The 15,228-nt window shown below is 65.7% G+C and carries 13 protein-coding genes; 7 read left to right on the top strand and 6 right to left on the bottom strand.

Annotated elements, in window-relative coordinates; translation table 11 throughout:
- Positions 1–75: 75 nt before the first annotated feature.
- From C1C97_RS04390 to C1C97_RS04370, 5 genes are all read right to left on the bottom strand, one after another.
- A complete protein-coding gene (locus C1C97_RS04390; protein WP_233542726.1) occupies positions 76–1,278 on the bottom strand; it encodes a DNA recombination protein RmuC in 1,203 nt (400 codons plus the stop codon).
- Between the two features lie 87 nt (positions 1,279–1,365).
- Complete coding sequence (locus C1C97_RS04385; protein WP_110919900.1) at positions 1,366–1,977, bottom strand: response regulator transcription factor; 612 nt, start codon at positions 1,975–1,977, stop codon at positions 1,366–1,368.
- The gene (locus tag C1C97_RS04380) at positions 1,974–3,221 is read right to left on the bottom strand and encodes a sensor histidine kinase (protein ID WP_121030184.1); all 1,248 of its coding nucleotides are present in this window, start codon (positions 3,219–3,221) and stop codon (positions 1,974–1,976) included. Before C1C97_RS04380 ends, C1C97_RS04385 begins: the two co-directional genes overlap by 4 nt.
- The gene (locus C1C97_RS04375) at positions 3,218–3,979 is read right to left on the bottom strand and encodes an ABC transporter permease (protein WP_110919387.1); all 762 of its coding nucleotides are present in this window, start codon (positions 3,977–3,979) and stop codon (positions 3,218–3,220) included. The genes C1C97_RS04380 and C1C97_RS04375 overlap by 4 nt, the downstream gene beginning before the upstream one ends.
- Positions 3,980–4,083: 104 nt before the next feature.
- Positions 4,084–5,010: an ABC transporter ATP-binding protein gene (locus C1C97_RS04370; protein WP_121030182.1), complete on the bottom strand. Its 927-nt coding sequence runs from the start codon at positions 5,008–5,010 to the stop codon at positions 4,084–4,086.
- A 136-nt stretch (positions 5,011–5,146) separates the two neighbouring features.
- Here C1C97_RS04370 and ychF point away from each other — a divergent pair, with 136 nt between their 5' ends.
- From ychF to C1C97_RS04355, 4 genes are all read left to right on the top strand, one after another.
- On the top strand, positions 5,147–6,232 hold the full coding sequence (gene ychF / locus C1C97_RS04365) for a redox-regulated ATPase YchF (protein WP_121030180.1): 1,086 nt from the start codon (positions 5,147–5,149) through the stop codon (positions 6,230–6,232).
- A gap of 206 nt (positions 6,233–6,438) precedes the next feature.
- The gene (locus C1C97_RS04360) at positions 6,439–8,691 is read left to right on the top strand and encodes an AAA family ATPase (protein WP_121030178.1); all 2,253 of its coding nucleotides are present in this window, start codon (positions 6,439–6,441) and stop codon (positions 8,689–8,691) included.
- Between the two features lie 62 nt (positions 8,692–8,753).
- Positions 8,754–9,359, top strand: coding sequence for a hypothetical protein (locus C1C97_RS12325; RefSeq protein ID WP_158591131.1), 606 nt, complete (start codon positions 8,754–8,756; stop codon positions 9,357–9,359).
- The gene (locus C1C97_RS04355; RefSeq protein ID WP_158591130.1) at positions 9,241–11,946 is read left to right on the top strand and encodes an HsdM family class I SAM-dependent methyltransferase; all 2,706 of its coding nucleotides are present in this window, start codon (positions 9,241–9,243) and stop codon (positions 11,944–11,946) included. Before C1C97_RS12325 ends, C1C97_RS04355 begins: the two co-directional genes overlap by 119 nt.
- A 670-nt stretch (positions 11,947–12,616) precedes the next feature.
- Here C1C97_RS04355 and C1C97_RS04350 read toward each other — a convergent pair.
- Positions 12,617–13,927: an ISL3 family transposase gene (locus C1C97_RS04350; RefSeq protein WP_121030174.1), complete on the bottom strand. Its 1,311-nt coding sequence runs from the start codon at positions 13,925–13,927 to the stop codon at positions 12,617–12,619.
- Positions 13,928–14,224: 297 nt separating this feature from the next.
- On the opposite strand from C1C97_RS04350, the gene C1C97_RS12150 reads away from it, so the two are divergent.
- From C1C97_RS12150 to C1C97_RS04340, 3 genes are all read left to right on the top strand, one after another.
- The gene (locus C1C97_RS12150; RefSeq protein WP_147406048.1) at positions 14,225–14,515 is read left to right on the top strand and encodes a hypothetical protein; all 291 of its coding nucleotides are present in this window, start codon (positions 14,225–14,227) and stop codon (positions 14,513–14,515) included.
- Between the two features lie 141 nt (positions 14,516–14,656).
- Complete coding sequence (locus tag C1C97_RS04345; protein WP_121030172.1) at positions 14,657–14,938, top strand: type II toxin-antitoxin system RelE/ParE family toxin; 282 nt, start codon at positions 14,657–14,659, stop codon at positions 14,936–14,938.
- On the top strand, positions 14,925–15,227 hold the full coding sequence (locus C1C97_RS04340) for a HigA family addiction module antitoxin (RefSeq protein ID WP_121030170.1): 303 nt from the start codon (positions 14,925–14,927) through the stop codon (positions 15,225–15,227). The genes C1C97_RS04345 and C1C97_RS04340 overlap by 14 nt, the downstream gene beginning before the upstream one ends.
- The last annotated feature ends 1 nt before the right edge of the window (position 15,228 follow it).

The following is a 15,228-nucleotide window of genomic DNA, read 5'->3' as shown; positions in this document are numbered from 1 at the left end:
CTGAGCGGGAGTGGCACCCGGTCGGCGCAGATTCGCACCCCCGGCCAGCAGCGGCCAACAGCCTGGCCGTCCCGCTCAGTCGCTCACGAACTCCGTGGCCGTGACCGGGCGGGGCACCGCGTCCACCGGCCTGGTCTCCAGCGCCTCGGCATCCGTGGCGGTGGGATCCAGTTCCGCGATCTTCCGGGCGGACGGCAGCACACGGGATTCCAGGGAGCCCACGAGCTTGTTGTACCCCTCCACGGAGCGGCGCAGTGAGCCGCCCATGTCCGAGAGGTGCTTGCCCACCGCACCCATGCGGTCGTAGAGCTCGCGGGACAGCCGGTAGAGTTCCCGCGCGTTGTCCGTGAGAGTGGCCTGACGCCAGCTGAACGCCACCGCCTTGAGGGAGGCCAGCAGGGACACCGGGGACACCAGCGCCACGTTGTTGCGCGCGGCGTGCTCCAGCAGGGACGCGTCCGCGTCGAGGGCGGCCGCGAGTGCCGACTCCACGGGCACGAAGCACATCACCAGCTCGGGGGAGTTCTCCTCCGCAGACCAGTACTTCTTGGTGCCCAGCGTGTTCACGTGGGAGCGCAGGGCCTTGGCGTGGGCGGCCAGCAGCTGGGCGCGGCGCCGCTCGCTCTCCGGGGAGCCGTCCGCGGCAACCGCCTGGGCATCCAGGTACGAGTTCATGGGGGCCTTGGCATCCACCACCACGGACTGCGCACCGGGGAGGTTGACGATCATGTCCGGGCGCTGGATCCCGGAGTCCGTGGCACGCACGGTCTGCTCGGTGAAGTCCACGTGCCGGGTCATCCCGGCGGCCTCCACCACGCGGCGCAGCTGCATCTCACCCCAGGCGCCACGGGCGGTGGTGGAGCGCAGGGAGGACTCCAGCGAGCCCGTGGCGTGCAGCAGCTGCCGGTCCGTGCTCCGGGCCGCCTCCAGCGCCTGGGCCACGGCTCCGAACTGCTCGGCGCGGTCCCGTTCCAGCTGGTTCACGTGCCGGCCCACGGAGGAGAGCTGCTCGTTGAGGGGCGCCAGCGCACGCATGACGTCCTGGTCCTGCACGGCGCGGGCCTCGAGGGACTCCACGCGCTCCGCCAGCTGCTCCTGGGCCGAGCGGGCGGCCGCGGCGTCCTGCAGGGCGGCCATCCGCTGGGCCTGGGACTCCTCCACCTCGGTCTCGAGCCGCGTGGTCTTCATGTTCGCGATCACGTACCCGAGCGCCCCGCCCACCACCAGGGCGAACAGCGCCCACAACCACCACACCTGAGCCATCACGGAAGCGTCCATGCGTTTCACTGTGACAAGGCCGTCCGACACGCACAAGCACTCGAGGGGCGAGCACCCCGGCCGCCGCCACTCGGCGGTCCCGGGACCCTACAGCCACCCGTTCCGGGCGGCCACCGCCGCGGCCTCGGCGCGGTTCGTCGTGGCCGTCTTGCCAATCGCCGACGACAGGTGGTTGCGCACGGTGCCCGCCGAGAGGTGCAGCACCCGCGCGACGTGCCCCGCGGACGCTCCCCGCGCGGCCTCCCGCAGCACGTCCTGCTCCCGCGGCGTCAGCGGATTCGGACCCGCCAGCAAGGACTTCTCCGCCAACGCCGGGTCCACCACGCGCAGCCCGGAGTGCACCTTCCGGATGGCCTCGGCCAGTTCCGCGGCCGGGGTGTCCTTGACCACGAAACCCGATGCTCCGGCGTCGAACGCGCGGCGCAGGTAGCCGGGGCGGTCGAAGGTGGTGACGATCAGGCAGCGTGTGGCCCACCCGCCCTGCACGATCCGCTCGGTGGCCTCCAGGCCGGTCAGCCCGGGCATTTCGATGTCCAGCAGGGCGACGTCCACGGGCTCGGCGCGCACGGTCTCAACCGCCTCGTGCCCGTTCGCGGCCTGCGCCACCACGTGGATGTCCGGTTCCAGGTCCAGCAGGGCGGCCAGCCCCGCGCGGACGAGGGCCTGGTCGTCGGCGATCAGCACACGGATCGCGGTCATGCTCGCGTCACCTCCACCGTGGTGCCCCCGTGCGGTGCGCGGGTCACGGTCACCTCGTATCCTGCCGCCCGGGCGCGGTCCTTCATGCCGCAGATCCCGTTCCCCTCGACGATCCCTCTGCCGTCCGCTCCGGACACGGTCGCAGCGTACGACGCCGCCCCCTCCCGCGTGCCACGGCCCGCCCGCCCGGCTTCCGCGCCGCTGCGTGGTCCAGTTCCTGGGACCGCTTCCACGGTGCCACCACGGGTGGAGTGGACGGGTGACCCTGCGCCGTCGTCGTCGATGCGCAGCGACGTCCCGGTGACGGTCACCCGGCACCGCGAGGCGCCGGAGTGGCGTACCACGTTGGTCACGGCCTCGCGCAGGATCCATGCGAACACGGAACGGGTGACGGCGTCGAGGGGCGGGACCGAGGACGGCAGGTGCGGGTTGATCCCGGCGGCGCGCAGAGCGGCACGTGCCTGGACGAGCTCGACGCCCAGGTCCAGGTCGCGCAGCTTGCCGACCGTGGAGCGCACGTCGGTGAGGGCTTCGCGGGACAGCGCCAGGACGTCGTCGAGTTCGGCGACGGCGCGCTGCGGGTCCGTCTCCACGAGACGCTGGGCGAGCTGGGTCTTGACGGTGATGACCGTGAGGGAGTGGCCCAGGATGTCGTGGACGTCCCGGCCCACGGCCTCGCGCTGCCGGGAGACCTCGAGCTCGCGGGCCAGGCGCTCGTGAGTCTCGGAGCGATCCACGGCGAAGCGGGAGAGCAGGATGATCGGCCCGGGCAGGACCAGGCCGAACAGCGGCCAGAACCACTGTTCACGGGGGAGCAGCATGAGCAGCGGAACCAGGGCGGCCGTCTCGATCAGGAGCGAGGCCAGGATGCCCTGGCGCAAGGGCAGTCGGAACGCGCACACGGCCACGAAGAACGGGGCCGTGTAGGTCATGCCCCACGGCGAGGCCGGCAGCAACAGGGTGAGCGGCACCAGCAGGACCGCGCACCACAGCACGGCGTTGCCCAACACGCTCAGGCGCGGGACCAGGATCTGCCGGATCCAGGAGAGCGTGTAGAGCCCGGCGAAGAGCACCAGCCCGAGCAGTCCCAGGGCCCTGGCCCAGATCGGCTCGTCACTCTGCAGCAGTGCCGCGGCGGGGATCACGAGGAACACGAGCCAGACGGTGGCAAACAGCAGGTCGGACCAATGGTGCTCGGGTTCCTCGGTGCGTGGGCGCGGGGCGGTCCGCGTGGCGGCGCTCATCGGCGGCCCGTGGAGGACCGGGCGGCCAGCAGCGCGATGATCCCAAACACGGCGGCCCAGGCCACGGCGTTGACCACGAGCCACAGCAGGCTGTCGGTCTGCGGGGCACCGCCCATGGTGGCCACCTCACCTTCGGTCACGGGATAGCGGGCAATGCCCACGATTCCATACATGGGGGTGAAGCGGGCGACGGTCAGCATCCCGCCGGAGAGCGGCATGAACACGTTGCCGAAGAACGCGAACACCACCAGGGCGCCGGAGGCGGCCCCCACGGCGGTGTCCGAGCGGAAGATCAGGCCCGCGGCCAGCCCGTAGAACGCGAACACCACGGAGACCACCACGCACAGCACGGCGGCCAGCGCCCAGCGCCAGAGGTCGTCCATCGAGGCGTTGGTGAACGCTCCCACCAGGAACACGATGACCACGGGCAGCACCGCGATCAGCAGGGCCACCGCCACCTTGGTGGCCGCGTAGCCGCCCGTGCCCATGGGGGTCAGGGCGAGCTGCCGGCCCCAGCCCTGCAGCCGTTCCACGGCCGCGCCGGCCGAGATCGCGGTGGTGGCGGTGACGGCCCCGTAGACGGCCATCGACACCATCACGTACGCGGAGACGTTGCCCCCGGGCAGGCGGGCGTCGGACCAGCCCTGCACCGCGCCGAACAGGATGAACAGCACGGCGGGCAGCAGGGCCACGAACACCAGGTTGGGGATCGAGCGGAGGTTCCGCCGCACGTCGTGGGCGGTGTAGGTCAGGGACATGACGGGCTCCTTGGGGTCTGGGTGCGGTTATGGGCGCACGAGCTGCGGGGCGAGGGGAGGGGCGGGAGAACGGTGCGGTCACCCGCGGTGCGCTGCGCGCGGGTTCACGCGGCCGCGTCGTCTCGATGGATCAACGCCGCGAACGCCTCGTCCAGGCCGCCGCGGGAGATCTCTAAGGCGCTCGCGGGGGTGCGGGTCAGCAGTTCGCGCGCGAGGGCGTCCGCGTCCTCGGTGCGCAGGTGCACGCGGGACTCTGAGCGGCGCGAGACGGTGGCGCCCGCGAACTCGGGCAGCGGTTCGCCCCCTGGCCACACGAAGGACACGGTGTGGTGCCGGGACGTGGAGCGCAGCTCGTCCACGGAGCCGTCGAACGTGACGCGCCCGGCATCCATCAGGACGATCCGCTCGGCAATGTCCTCCGCCTCCTGGAGGTAGTGCGTGGCGAACACGACCGTGAGCCCGCGCTCGGTCTCGGCGCGCATCGCGTCCCAGAACTCGGTGCGGGACTGCACGTCCATGCCCGCGGTCGGCTCGTCCAGCACGAGCAGCTCGGGGTGCGGGAGCAGGGCCAGGGCGAAGCGGACCCGCTGCTGCTGCCCGCCCGAGCACTTGGCCACCTTCCGGCGCGCGAACGACGCCGCCCCCGCCCGTTCCAGCGCCTCGTCCACGGGCAGGGGGTCCGGGTAGAGGGACGCGATCATGGTCACGGTCTCGCGCACGCTCAGGTCCGCGAGCAGCCCGCCCACCTGCTGCACCGCGCCCACCTTCCCGTGAGCCACGGCCGCGCGCGGGCGCTCGCCGCACACGCTCACCGCGCCGGAGGTGGGCTCGCTCATGCCGAGCACCATGTCCAGCAGGGTCGTCTTTCCCGCGCCGTTCGGCCCCAGCAGGGCGACGACGCCGCCGCGCGGGATCTCCAGCGAGACACCCTGCACGGCGCGGACCGTCTCGGAGCGGGTGCGGAAGGTCTTGACGGCGTCCTGCACCTGGATGGCGGGGGAGTGGGGCTGCGGTGGGTGTGTGGTGTTCATGGGTCCAGATTCCCGTGCGGCGGGACGGCGCTGAACTGCGAACTGTCACGAGTGGGGCATGACATGTGTCAGGGGTGCGGCGGGGCGCGGAGTCGCGTGGCGGCGTCGTCGGGCGGCCCCGGTAAGATGGCGGACCGTGGCTCTTACTATTGGAATCGTCGGTCTGCCGAACGTCGGAAAATCAACCCTGTTCAACGCGCTCACGCGCAACACGGTGCTCGCCGCGAACTATCCGTTCGCGACCATCGAGCCGAACGTGGGCGTGGTGAACCTGCCGGACGAGCGGCTGGACAAGCTCGCGGAGCTGCACGGCTCGCAGAAGATCGTGCCGGCCACGGTGTCCTTCGTGGACATCGCGGGCATCGTGAAGGGCGCGTCCGAGGGGGAGGGGCTGGGCAACCAGTTCCTGGCCAACATCCGTGAGGCGCACGCCATCGCCCAGGTCATCCGCGTGTTCGACGATCCGGACGTGATCCACGTGGACGGCAAGATCGACCCGGCCTCGGACCGCGAGACCATCAACACCGAGCTGATCCTCGCGGACCTGCAGACGCTGGAGAACGCGATCCCCAAGCTGGAGAAGCAGGTCAAGATCAAGAAGGGCTCGCCCGAGCAGCTCGCGGCGTACCAGGCCGCGGAGAGGGTGCTGGCGGAGGGCCGCACGATCTTCGAGGCCGCCGGGCCCGAGAAGCTCGACACCGACAACCTGCGCGAGCTGAACCTGCTCACCGCCAAGCCGTTCATCTACGTGTTCAACGCGGACGAGGGCGTGCTGTCCTCACCCGAGCGCCAGGCTGAGCTGGAGGCGCTGGTGGCGCCCGCGCAGTGCGTGTTCCTGGACGCCAAGCTGGAAGCGGATCTGGTGGAGCTCTCCGAGGAGGAGGCCCGCGAGATGCTGGAGATGGAGGGCCAGGACGAGTCCGGCCTGGACAAGCTGGCCCGCGTGGGCTTCTCCACGCTGGGCCTCCAGACCTACCTCACCGCCGGCCCCAAGGAGGCCCGCGCGTGGACCATCAACCAGGGGGACACCGCTCCCAAGGCCGCCGGGGTGATCCACTCGGACTTCGAACGGGGCTTCATCAAGGCGGAGATCGTCTCCTACGACGACCTCATGGCCGCCGGGTCCATGGCCGAGGCGAAGGCCGCGGGCAAGGTGCGCATGGAGGGCAAGGAGTACGTGATGCAGGATGGGGATGTGGTGGAGTTCCGGTTCAACGTCTGAATCTCAGGTCAGCCCATAAATAAGTGCTACAAACTCATGTAGCGAATCGCGGGCTGGTAGCACTGTTGTAGCACTCTAGGAGGGGCGAACATGGCAAGAGGAACCGTAGCCGCGGCGACCTGGGACACCGGTCCGCGCCGCCGATTGCTCGAGGGTGCCGCTCTCGGCACGCGAGGGGACCGCCGGTCGGTGGAGGTGGTGTTCTCATGCTGCAGGAGATGACGATCGCCGGCGGCACATGTTTTGGGGACAGCCCACTTTCGGTCACCGACCTGGAACCTGCAAGCTTCTTCTACGGTCCCAACGGATCCGGGAAGACGACGATTAGCCGGGCCTTCGCCGGTTACGGTTCCCTGCAGCTGAAGCCGGAGTGGCACGACGGTGCTGAGATGGCGGTACGGGTCTACAACAGAGACCTTGTGGACCAGATACTGCGCGAGTCCAACCGGATACCCGGCGTCTTCGTTCTCGGCGAGAACAGCGTCGACGCCCAGAATCGCCTTGAGCAGATCGAGATGCCCGGAGGCGAACGCGATCAGGCCGTGGACGTGCACGGGCGAACGCGAAGCAGCCACGAGGACGCGAAAAACCGTCAGACCGAGGCCAAGGAGGCGCTCAAGACCGCCGCGTGGAAAAAGTACCGTACGCTCGTTGACGAACATACGACGTTGTTACCCGCGTTTACCGGCCAGCGTGGCGTGGATCGAAACAGGGACATGCTCGTGACACGGCTCCTCGAACGAGAAGCGCCGAGCGAGTCTGAAACCCTCCCCGAGCTCGAAGACCTTCTCGCCGACGCAACTGCGGTATACGACACCGGAGCGACGACCCGTACCCCGCTCACCGAGATCAGCGAGTTCCAGTGGAGTGACCAGGACGGTTCAGCTCTTCTAGAGCAAAAGATCGCGGGCAGCTCCCAGGTCTCGCTCAGCGAGCTTGTGGAGAAGTTAGGCAACGAAGACTGGGTTCAGACCGGACGCCAGTATCTCCATGACGCGGACGGGCTCTGCCCGTTTTGTCAGCAGAAGGCGCCCAAGGACCTTGCCAAGCAGCTTGAGGACATGTTTGACGACCGGTATACGGAGCAGGTGGACAAGCTGCAGCGCCTGGCCGTGGCATATTCATCGTGGGCCCAGTCAGTGAGAGAGGCCACCGGGGGCTGGAGCGCGGAATCCACCGCCTATCTCGACGAGGCCGCCTACCAAAAGGCCCTCGGATCGTTGAACACCACGACCGGTGCCAATGAGAAGGGGCTCGAACAGAAGCTGAGGGCGCCGTCTGAAGCGGTGACGGTGTCCACGTCGAGCGCGCCAGTGGATGCCCTGAACACCGTTATCCGTGAGGCCAACGCCAAGATCGACGCGCATAACAGGCTGGTTGAGTCCCAGAAAGTAGCGAAGCCCAAGCTGACGGAGAAATGCTGGACATACCTGGCTGATGTGCTCCTTCACGAGGAACTCTCCGCATACAGGCGGAAGTCTGCCGGTCTGCAGAAGGGCGTTGAAGCCACGGCGGAGAAGATGGGCGAGGCATCGGCGGCCATCAGCGCACTCAACGATGAGGTGCGCGACCTGCAGCGCTCCGTCGAATCGTCGCAACCGGTGATTGATAACATTAATGGGCTTCTCCGACGATCCGGATTCACATCGTTCCATATCGTCAATTCCGCTGAGCTCGACGACGGCTACATGCTGGCTCGGAACGGAGTCCCCCTCGACGAGCATTCCCTGAGCGAGGGGGAGCGAACGTTCATCGCGTTCCTCTACTACTACTTTCGACTCAACGGGCGTGAGAATACCGGGGCCTCGGGGAAGATCCTGGCAGTGATCGACGACCCGATCTCGAGCCTTGATAGTGACGTCCTCTTCATCGTCAGCGCTCTCGTTCGCGACCTCATCAACCGAGCCCTGTCCAAGACCGACCATGTGGCGCAGGTAATCGTCCTGACGCACAACGTGTACTTTCACAAGGAGGTAACACAGGTCAGGCACAAGGATACGGGCTCGGGCCGCTGCTACCACGTGATCAGGAAGAGCCTCACCGAGGCCAACGTCGTCGAGGCTCACGCCGAGAACCCCGTCAGCACCGAATACGAACGCCTCTGGTCTGAAGTCCGACGCGCCTCACAGGGCGAACAGATGAGCATCATCGGCCTCGAGAATGTCCTTCGTAGAATTCTCGAGAACTACTTCCGAATCGCCGGCGGCATCTGGGAGGACCAGATCGTGCAGTACCTGGACCCAGCAGAGCGCCCGGTGTTGCGATCTCTGTTCAACTGGGTCAACGAGGGATCCCACGGTGTGTTTGAGAACCTCCACTATTCACCAAGCCCGACGACTCAAGACATGTATCTCGACGTGTTCAGACATGTCTTCGACAGGTCCGGACATGACGCCCATTACAAAATGATGATGGGGTCCGACTTGAACCGAGATGTGGGCGGGCAGCCAGTTCAGTAGAAGTAGGGCGGCCCGTCAGCCTCTTGACGCGTCGCGAGGTGCGCTGGTTCAGCGAGGAAAGGGTGAGTATGGCCAAGAGGCTTTCGACAGGACGCAACGAGGTCGGCATGATGTCAGACCTGAACGAGTTGGCCGAGGCTGTGGGGGCCGAGGTCTTGGGATTCGACATCGAATGGCTGGTGGAGACCACGGTCCTGTCGACTCGCAAGCGTCCGGACGTCGAGATCCGCCGCGCTGACGGAACGCGGGAGCTGCTGGTGACTGGGGAGGCCAAGCGTCCGGAGACACTGAAGGGGCTCCACACTTACGTGGAGAGTGAGGTGAGCGATGCGCTAACGAAGGCCAGGGACAAAGGCAGTCGGTACGCATTCACGACGAACTTCCTTGAGATCGCCCTGTTCAACGCAGACGTGTACGACGGGAACGACTACCTCGCGACGGTCGTCGGCGACCGGATCACCCTCGCGGACGAAAAAAGAGATCGCGGTCCAGGACTGGTGGCTCAACCTCACGGCCGCCCGCCGAGACTCTCTCATGCGCCCGGGCCTCGTGGACTTTTTCCGGCAACTGCGGGAAGCCCGGGCAGAGGACATCGTCGTCAGCGAGGCCGGCAAGGACGAGGCCTATTTCACGATCTTCAGGTCGTCGACCGACGCAATCATCATTGAAGCCCTGCCGGCCTTCAATGACCACGTCAACCAGCTGACGCTGCCCAAGGAAGTCGTGCAAGAGGCCAAGGAGCGGGACTTCGACCTGACGAAGGCCGATGTCTCACGCTACTTCGTCGCGCAGGCCACCGCCGAGGTGCTGACTTCCGGGCTCTTCTACGAGACTGTCTGCCCCAACTTCTCCCTCAAGCCGATCCTCAAGGGCACCACCCCCAGCACGTCGGCCGCGATGCTGCAGACCTTCCTCGAGAACCTCGACGAGGCCATGCGGATGGCCGGTGATTATGAGACCATCTTCACCCTGTCCGAAGGTGCCAGGTTCGTGCTCGGAGCCGAGAGCGACTCTCTACGAGCACTTTGGCTAGCTCTCTTTGATGTCTTGGACGGGGTCAAGTTTGCCGATATCAATTCCGAGATCATCGGAGTAATCTTCGAGAGGCTGATCTCCTCGGAACGACGCCAGGACATGGGGCAGCACTACACCCAGTCCCGGCTCGCGCGGGCAATGACCCGGTGGGCAGTTCGATCAGAGGACGATAAGGTCGTCGGCTTCTGTGCCGGGGGCGGCACCTTTCTCGTCGAGGCCTACAACGAACTGCGCAAGTCCAAGTCCCACGAAGACGTGTTGACCCAGGTATTCGGCAACGACTTGGATTCATTCGCAGTCCAGTTGTCAACGGTCAACCTTGCAACCCGCGACGTCTACAAGGGACACAACTTCCCTGCTGTCGCTAACCGCGATGCGCTCGACATCCGGCCCGGAGAACTAGCGGTGGACGTCACGCCTCAAAACGGGAGTCCCTACAGGCTGCCGTTCCCTGCAGCATTTGACGTGGTGCTGGGCAATCCGCCGTATGACGAGAAGGCCGACACCCCCGTGGACTACCGCAAGGATCTATCGAAGATCGCGGCAAGCGGCGGAACACACGTGCTCCCGGCGGGTATGCCCGACAACGTAAACCTCGCCGCATGGTTCATTTTGCTGGCCGCTGCCTGGCTCAAACCGTCAGGTCGGATCGCGCTGGTGCTCCCGGCCTCGATCTTGCAGAACGAGAAGCACGTGCCTTTGATGCGATGGGTGCGGGCCAACTACGACGTAGCTGTGTGGCATTCCGAATCTGATGTCTGGTTCTCTGACGCGCGGGTGGCGCCCATTGCGATGTTCATGGAGCCGAGGCCAAAGGGGGCAAGTGGCCACGGCAAGTTCGAGTTCGTCAACGTCATCGACCCCGTCGATGGAGACGTAGACACTTCGGCCGGTCTGCCGAGGCCGTGTGGCAATCACCTTATGCGTGACCTGTCGAGTCTGCCTCCGCGCAGCGATGCGCTCATCGCCGGAGCTCACCCAGAGGCGCTTCGCGACTTCGAGGCCTGCCCGAACCTTCTGCGGCTGCAGGACATCACCGATGTCTCCATCTACCGCGGAAACAAGCTTGGGCATGCTTTCTACCGTTTGAAGGACCTGGACCCCCAGAGCAACGGCGCTCGGAGAAAGCTACGCGGCTTCGACATCCAGACTGCCTTCAACAAGAAATACCTCACTCCGATGCTGCGCTCTCCGATGGACGAGCCAACTGGTGAGTTCGATGTGAACAAGGTCGACTGGTGGGTGCTAAGCGCCCCTAAGACTCTTCCGAAGGGCGGTGAGCTGGAGAAGTACATCCGTGCGGTACGTCGCGCGGGTGCCCACGATGCCCCCAGCGTGAAAGCCAAGGGCGCTTCATGGTGGTCGGTCGACTGGAAGAAGGCACACATTGCAGTCTCGGTCCACCCGCAGTTCCAGCCTCAGGTCTGGTGGAGCGACAAGGCGTTCGTTACCACCGACAACTTCCAGGCCATCTCCCTGCCAAGCAGCGTGCCGCTAACTGACCAGGAGTCGGTAGCTGCAAGCCTGGCAAGTGTGTTCGGAAGCTTGGCGGCGCTCTACCGCAGCAGCGAGGTCGGCTGTGAAGGTGTGCGCTGGGTGTCCACTCAGAATGTGCAGGAATGGTTTGCACTGAACTGGTCCAAGGTCAGCGCCTCCGACAAAGCTGCCGTACTCAAGGCATACAGGGCATTCCGCAAGGCCACCTATGCAAAGGTGTTCGAGATGCCGAGCAGCGCCATCGCCCTCTGGAGGACTCTGAACGTCGCCGTTGCCAAGGCCGCCGGTGCCGCTGACCCGGACGCCCTCGCTGACGCCGCGTTCGCCGAGGCAGACAACACTACCCACCGTCGCCGTCGGCGCGAGATCCAAGCCACTGCTGGACGAACACGCTCGGGTTCTACCGGAAGCGGCAAGTTTCGCAGAGACATTAAAGCCTTCGTTGAAGGTCATGACAACTTCCTGCCCACTGTTGAGGCCCTCACCGAAGGCGACGAGGTGGTGACCCTTACACCGTCGGAGGTGCCGGCGCTTCTGTTCGAAGTCGACAACGAAGCCGAGAAAGCACGGCTCGGCAATCACCTCGTTGAGATCCTGGGCGATCGGTTCAGAGCCGCACCCGTGTTCGAGGACGCCACTGTTGAACTCGTCTCTGAGCTCGACAAGGCAGTGGCAAAGCAGTTCGTCCAGATGGACGGAAACGGTGACGTGCTGCAGGGTTAAGAGCTCATCGCGTCGACCGTGCGCGAGCAACTGCAGACCTCGCTGAAATCCGCTGTGAAGAAGCGCCTGAGCTGAGCTGTCAGCCTGAGCACCTGCCACAGGGTCTCGGACAGCAAGCTACTCAAATGTCCCACACCATGTGGGACGACTGCAGAGAGGCGCAGGCCTGACGTGCTTTCCAGCAACAGATGCGACAGGATGATGAGATGACCCGCAGGGGAAGCTCCAGCCGATCGCGTCCAGACGTGCTTGGCGCCGCTCAGTTGCTCCAGGATTCCCTGGGGCCACTTCTCACGGCGACCCTCGCTGGCGTGCGTGCTCGCCGGTCGCTGGCTGATGCGGTCAGTACTTCTGTGCTCGAGGTGAATCCGCGAGTCGAGCGACGTCTGCTGGTGGCGGCAGAGATTTTTTGCTACTGGAGTCTCACGAATCCCCGGATGTGGCTGGCGCGTGGTTCGTTGGAAGCAATCCACGTCTAGACGACCGCGCTCCACTCACGGCGATACGAGAGGACTCCCACGCGGACGCGCGTGCAGCGGCTGCAGCACTGATCGACGTCATACCCTCTACCTGATGGCCTGCTGGAGCGACACCGGGCGCCGGCCCTGACCGATTGCGCCGGAGCCAGAGACGCAAAAAGTGCCACACCCTGTGGTACCTTCACGGCTCTTCACAGATGAGGGTGTAGCGCTGTCCTGAACCCTCCGGTGTCCAGCAGTGATCGGGTGATGTAGTGGCCCAGGTTTCGGAACCCCAACGCGGTGCCCGGCAGATGCTCCAGCCGCCTGTTGATCGCCTCGGTCGGTCCGTTGCTCGAACCCGGGTAATCGAAGAACGCCAGCACATCCGCCGCCCGCCGTTTCAGCGTCCTGCCCAGCGTGATCAGCTCCGTGAGCTGCTCGGGAACCCCGTGGCCCAGGGAAGCGATCACGGCCTGCATCTGCCGCTTCCCAGCTGCCCGGCCGGGGTCGCGGTAGGCGGCCACGATCCGCTGATACACGCCCCAGGTAACCTCGACCTCCACATGAGCGTCGCAGGCGAAGACCGCCTCCAACCGGGCGGCCTGGCGGCTGGTCAGCAGCCCGGCCCCGGTGTGCAGAACCCGCCGGATCCCGTAGATCGGATCCCTAGAACGTCCCCGGTGCCCCAGGGTGCCCTGCTGGATACGTTGGCGGCACTGATCGATCTTCTCCCCGGCCAGGGCCACAACGTGGAAGGGATCCATTACCGCCCTCGCGCGCGGAACCTCTTCGGCGGCGGCGGTCTTGTAGCCGGTGAAGCCGTCCATCGCCACGATCTCGATCTGGAACTCGGGCGTGCGGGCGCCCAGCCAGTGCTTGAAGACCTGCTTCGACCGCCCCGGGACCATGTCCAGCAAGCGCGAGGGGCCTGTACCCGTACGGATCGGGGTGAGATCGATGATCACCGTGACGTACTTCGAGCCGTGCCCGGTGTGGGACCAGACATGCTCGTCAACACCAATGGCCTGCACCCCGTTCAGTCGTGCGGGGTCCTGGATCAGCAGGCGGTGCCCGATCTGCAGCACGGCATCGTTCGCGGTGTTCCAAGCGACTCTCAGCCCGGCAGCAACACGCGTCATCGAGAGCCGATCGATCACCACGGCGCGCAGCGCCCACAGGGCAGCGTGGCGGGAGAGCTTCGCCCGCGGCTCAGCCGCCGCCGTGGTGTTCTGCCGCCAGGCAGCCGCGCAGTCAGGGCACCGGTAGCGGCGAATTCGCAGCTTCAGCTGCGTGGGCCGGTGCCCCAGCGGGACGTGGGCAAGGCGGCGGGTGACCGTGCCCCGCGAGATGCCAGCCTGACCGCAGTTCCGACACCACCGGTCGAGATCCTCGACAGCGCGGACTCGGCACTCCAGCACCGCCCGATCAGAGTCGATCCGCTGTCTGATGGTGGTGAGTCCGAGCTCATCGAGGCGGCAGAACGCGTCGAGATTGGGATCGGTGAAGGTAGCCTGGGGCACGTCGAGGCCTCTCGGATGGCAAGCGTAGGAACTTCCATCCTGGGGAGGCCTCGACGTCTACCCGGACACCACCACGCCGACCGCCTCCGTCCGGGCTACACCCTCATCTGTGAAGAGCCTCTTATAGGTATTCTGGTGCGGTGCCCCTCATACGAAGGGCGCATAGGCTTCAACCTCATGTGGTCGAATTTCGACTTACTTCGAAGGGGTCGGCGTGGTGGTAACCTGTCGACGGCCTTGCGAGTGCGGATTATGCGTCTTGTCTAGTTCCACGCCTGCTAACGGCATGGTTGAACCGTGACGTACAGCCGTCGCATCGTGGATCTTGACCTGGGTGACTTCTTTGGGGGAGATGGCAGTCCATACTCGGCGGTTCCAAGGCCTTGGGCAAAACCACAACTGCGTCGTCGTCGGCGTGGAGGTGACCTCGCGGCGGCTGTCAGCGATTCCGAAGGCAAGCACCTGCGCTGGCTGCGCGAACAGCTGGGGCCATGCTTCGTGGATCCTCTGATCTGCACGACAGAACCAGCTGCCTACAGGTGGAAGGACGACATCGCTGTGATGACGCTCGCCAGCTTCGGCTCCTGAGGGGCCTGTCGGCCTGGGCTGAGCCGGCTGAGGGCGAAGTGGACTCCCGGTTCTTCGCGTGGGGTGGATGGTGCCCGCAAGCGGGTTGAGCTCAGGTTTAACGTCTAGCGTTATTGACGGATTGCGTTATAGACTCGTCTCGTGATCAGATCCTTCGCCAGCAGGGACACGGAGCGACTGTGGAACCGTGAACGGGCGCGATCTATCGATCCGAGGATCCGTAGGGCGGCGTTGCGCAAACTAAGGCAAGTAGGCTCGGCGGTGTCACTGAGAGACCTTCGGAGCCCACCGGGGAACCGACTGGAGGCGCTGGTGGGAAGCAGGGCGGGGCAGCACACCATCCGCATCAATGACCAGTGGCGGATCTGCTTCACATGGACAGACGCAGGACCAGAGGAGGTCGAGATCGTTGACTACCACTGACAAGATCGAGCCGATCCACCCGGGAGAAGTTCTGATGGAGGACTTCATCGAAGAATTCGGCATCACGCAGAACAAGCTCGCCGTCGCCATCGGGGTGCCTCCCCGGAGGATCAACGAAATCGTGCACAGCAAGCGGGGGATCACCGCGGACACAGCCCTCCGTTTGGCGCGTTACTTCGGGACATCGGCCGAGTTCTGGCTCAATCTGCAGAGCCACTACGAGTTGGACTGCGCGGAGGATCGCGCGGGAGAACGAATTGCAGAGATAACCCCTCTTGCCGTTGCATGAC

The sequence above is a fragment of the Kocuria tytonis genome, from assembly GCF_003226895.2.
Lineage (GTDB): Bacteria > Actinomycetota > Actinomycetes > Actinomycetales > Micrococcaceae > Kocuria > Kocuria tytonis.
This window is presented reverse-complemented; position numbering and strand designations above follow the sequence as displayed.

Bases quoted from the DNA above. Each gene is read 5' to 3' on its own strand.
- C1C97_RS04375 (WP_110919387.1), bottom strand. From the start codon at position 3,979: ATGTCCCTGACCTACACCGCCCACGACGTGCGGCGGAACCTCCGCTCG.
- C1C97_RS04380 (WP_121030184.1), bottom strand. From the start codon at position 3,221: ATGAGCGCCGCCACGCGGACCGCCCCGCGCCCACGCACCGAGGAACCC.
- C1C97_RS04360 (WP_121030178.1), top strand. From the start codon at position 6,439: ATGCTGCAGGAGATGACGATCGCCGGCGGCACATGTTTTGGGGACAGC.
- C1C97_RS04385 (WP_110919900.1), bottom strand. From the start codon at position 1,977: ATGACCGCGATCCGTGTGCTGATCGCCGACGACCAGGCCCTCGTCCGC.
- C1C97_RS04390 (WP_233542726.1), bottom strand. From the start codon at position 1,278: ATGGACGCTTCCGTGATGGCTCAGGTGTGGTGGTTGTGGGCGCTGTTC.
- C1C97_RS04370 (WP_121030182.1), bottom strand. From the start codon at position 5,010: ATGAACACCACACACCCACCGCAGCCCCACTCCCCCGCCATCCAGGTG.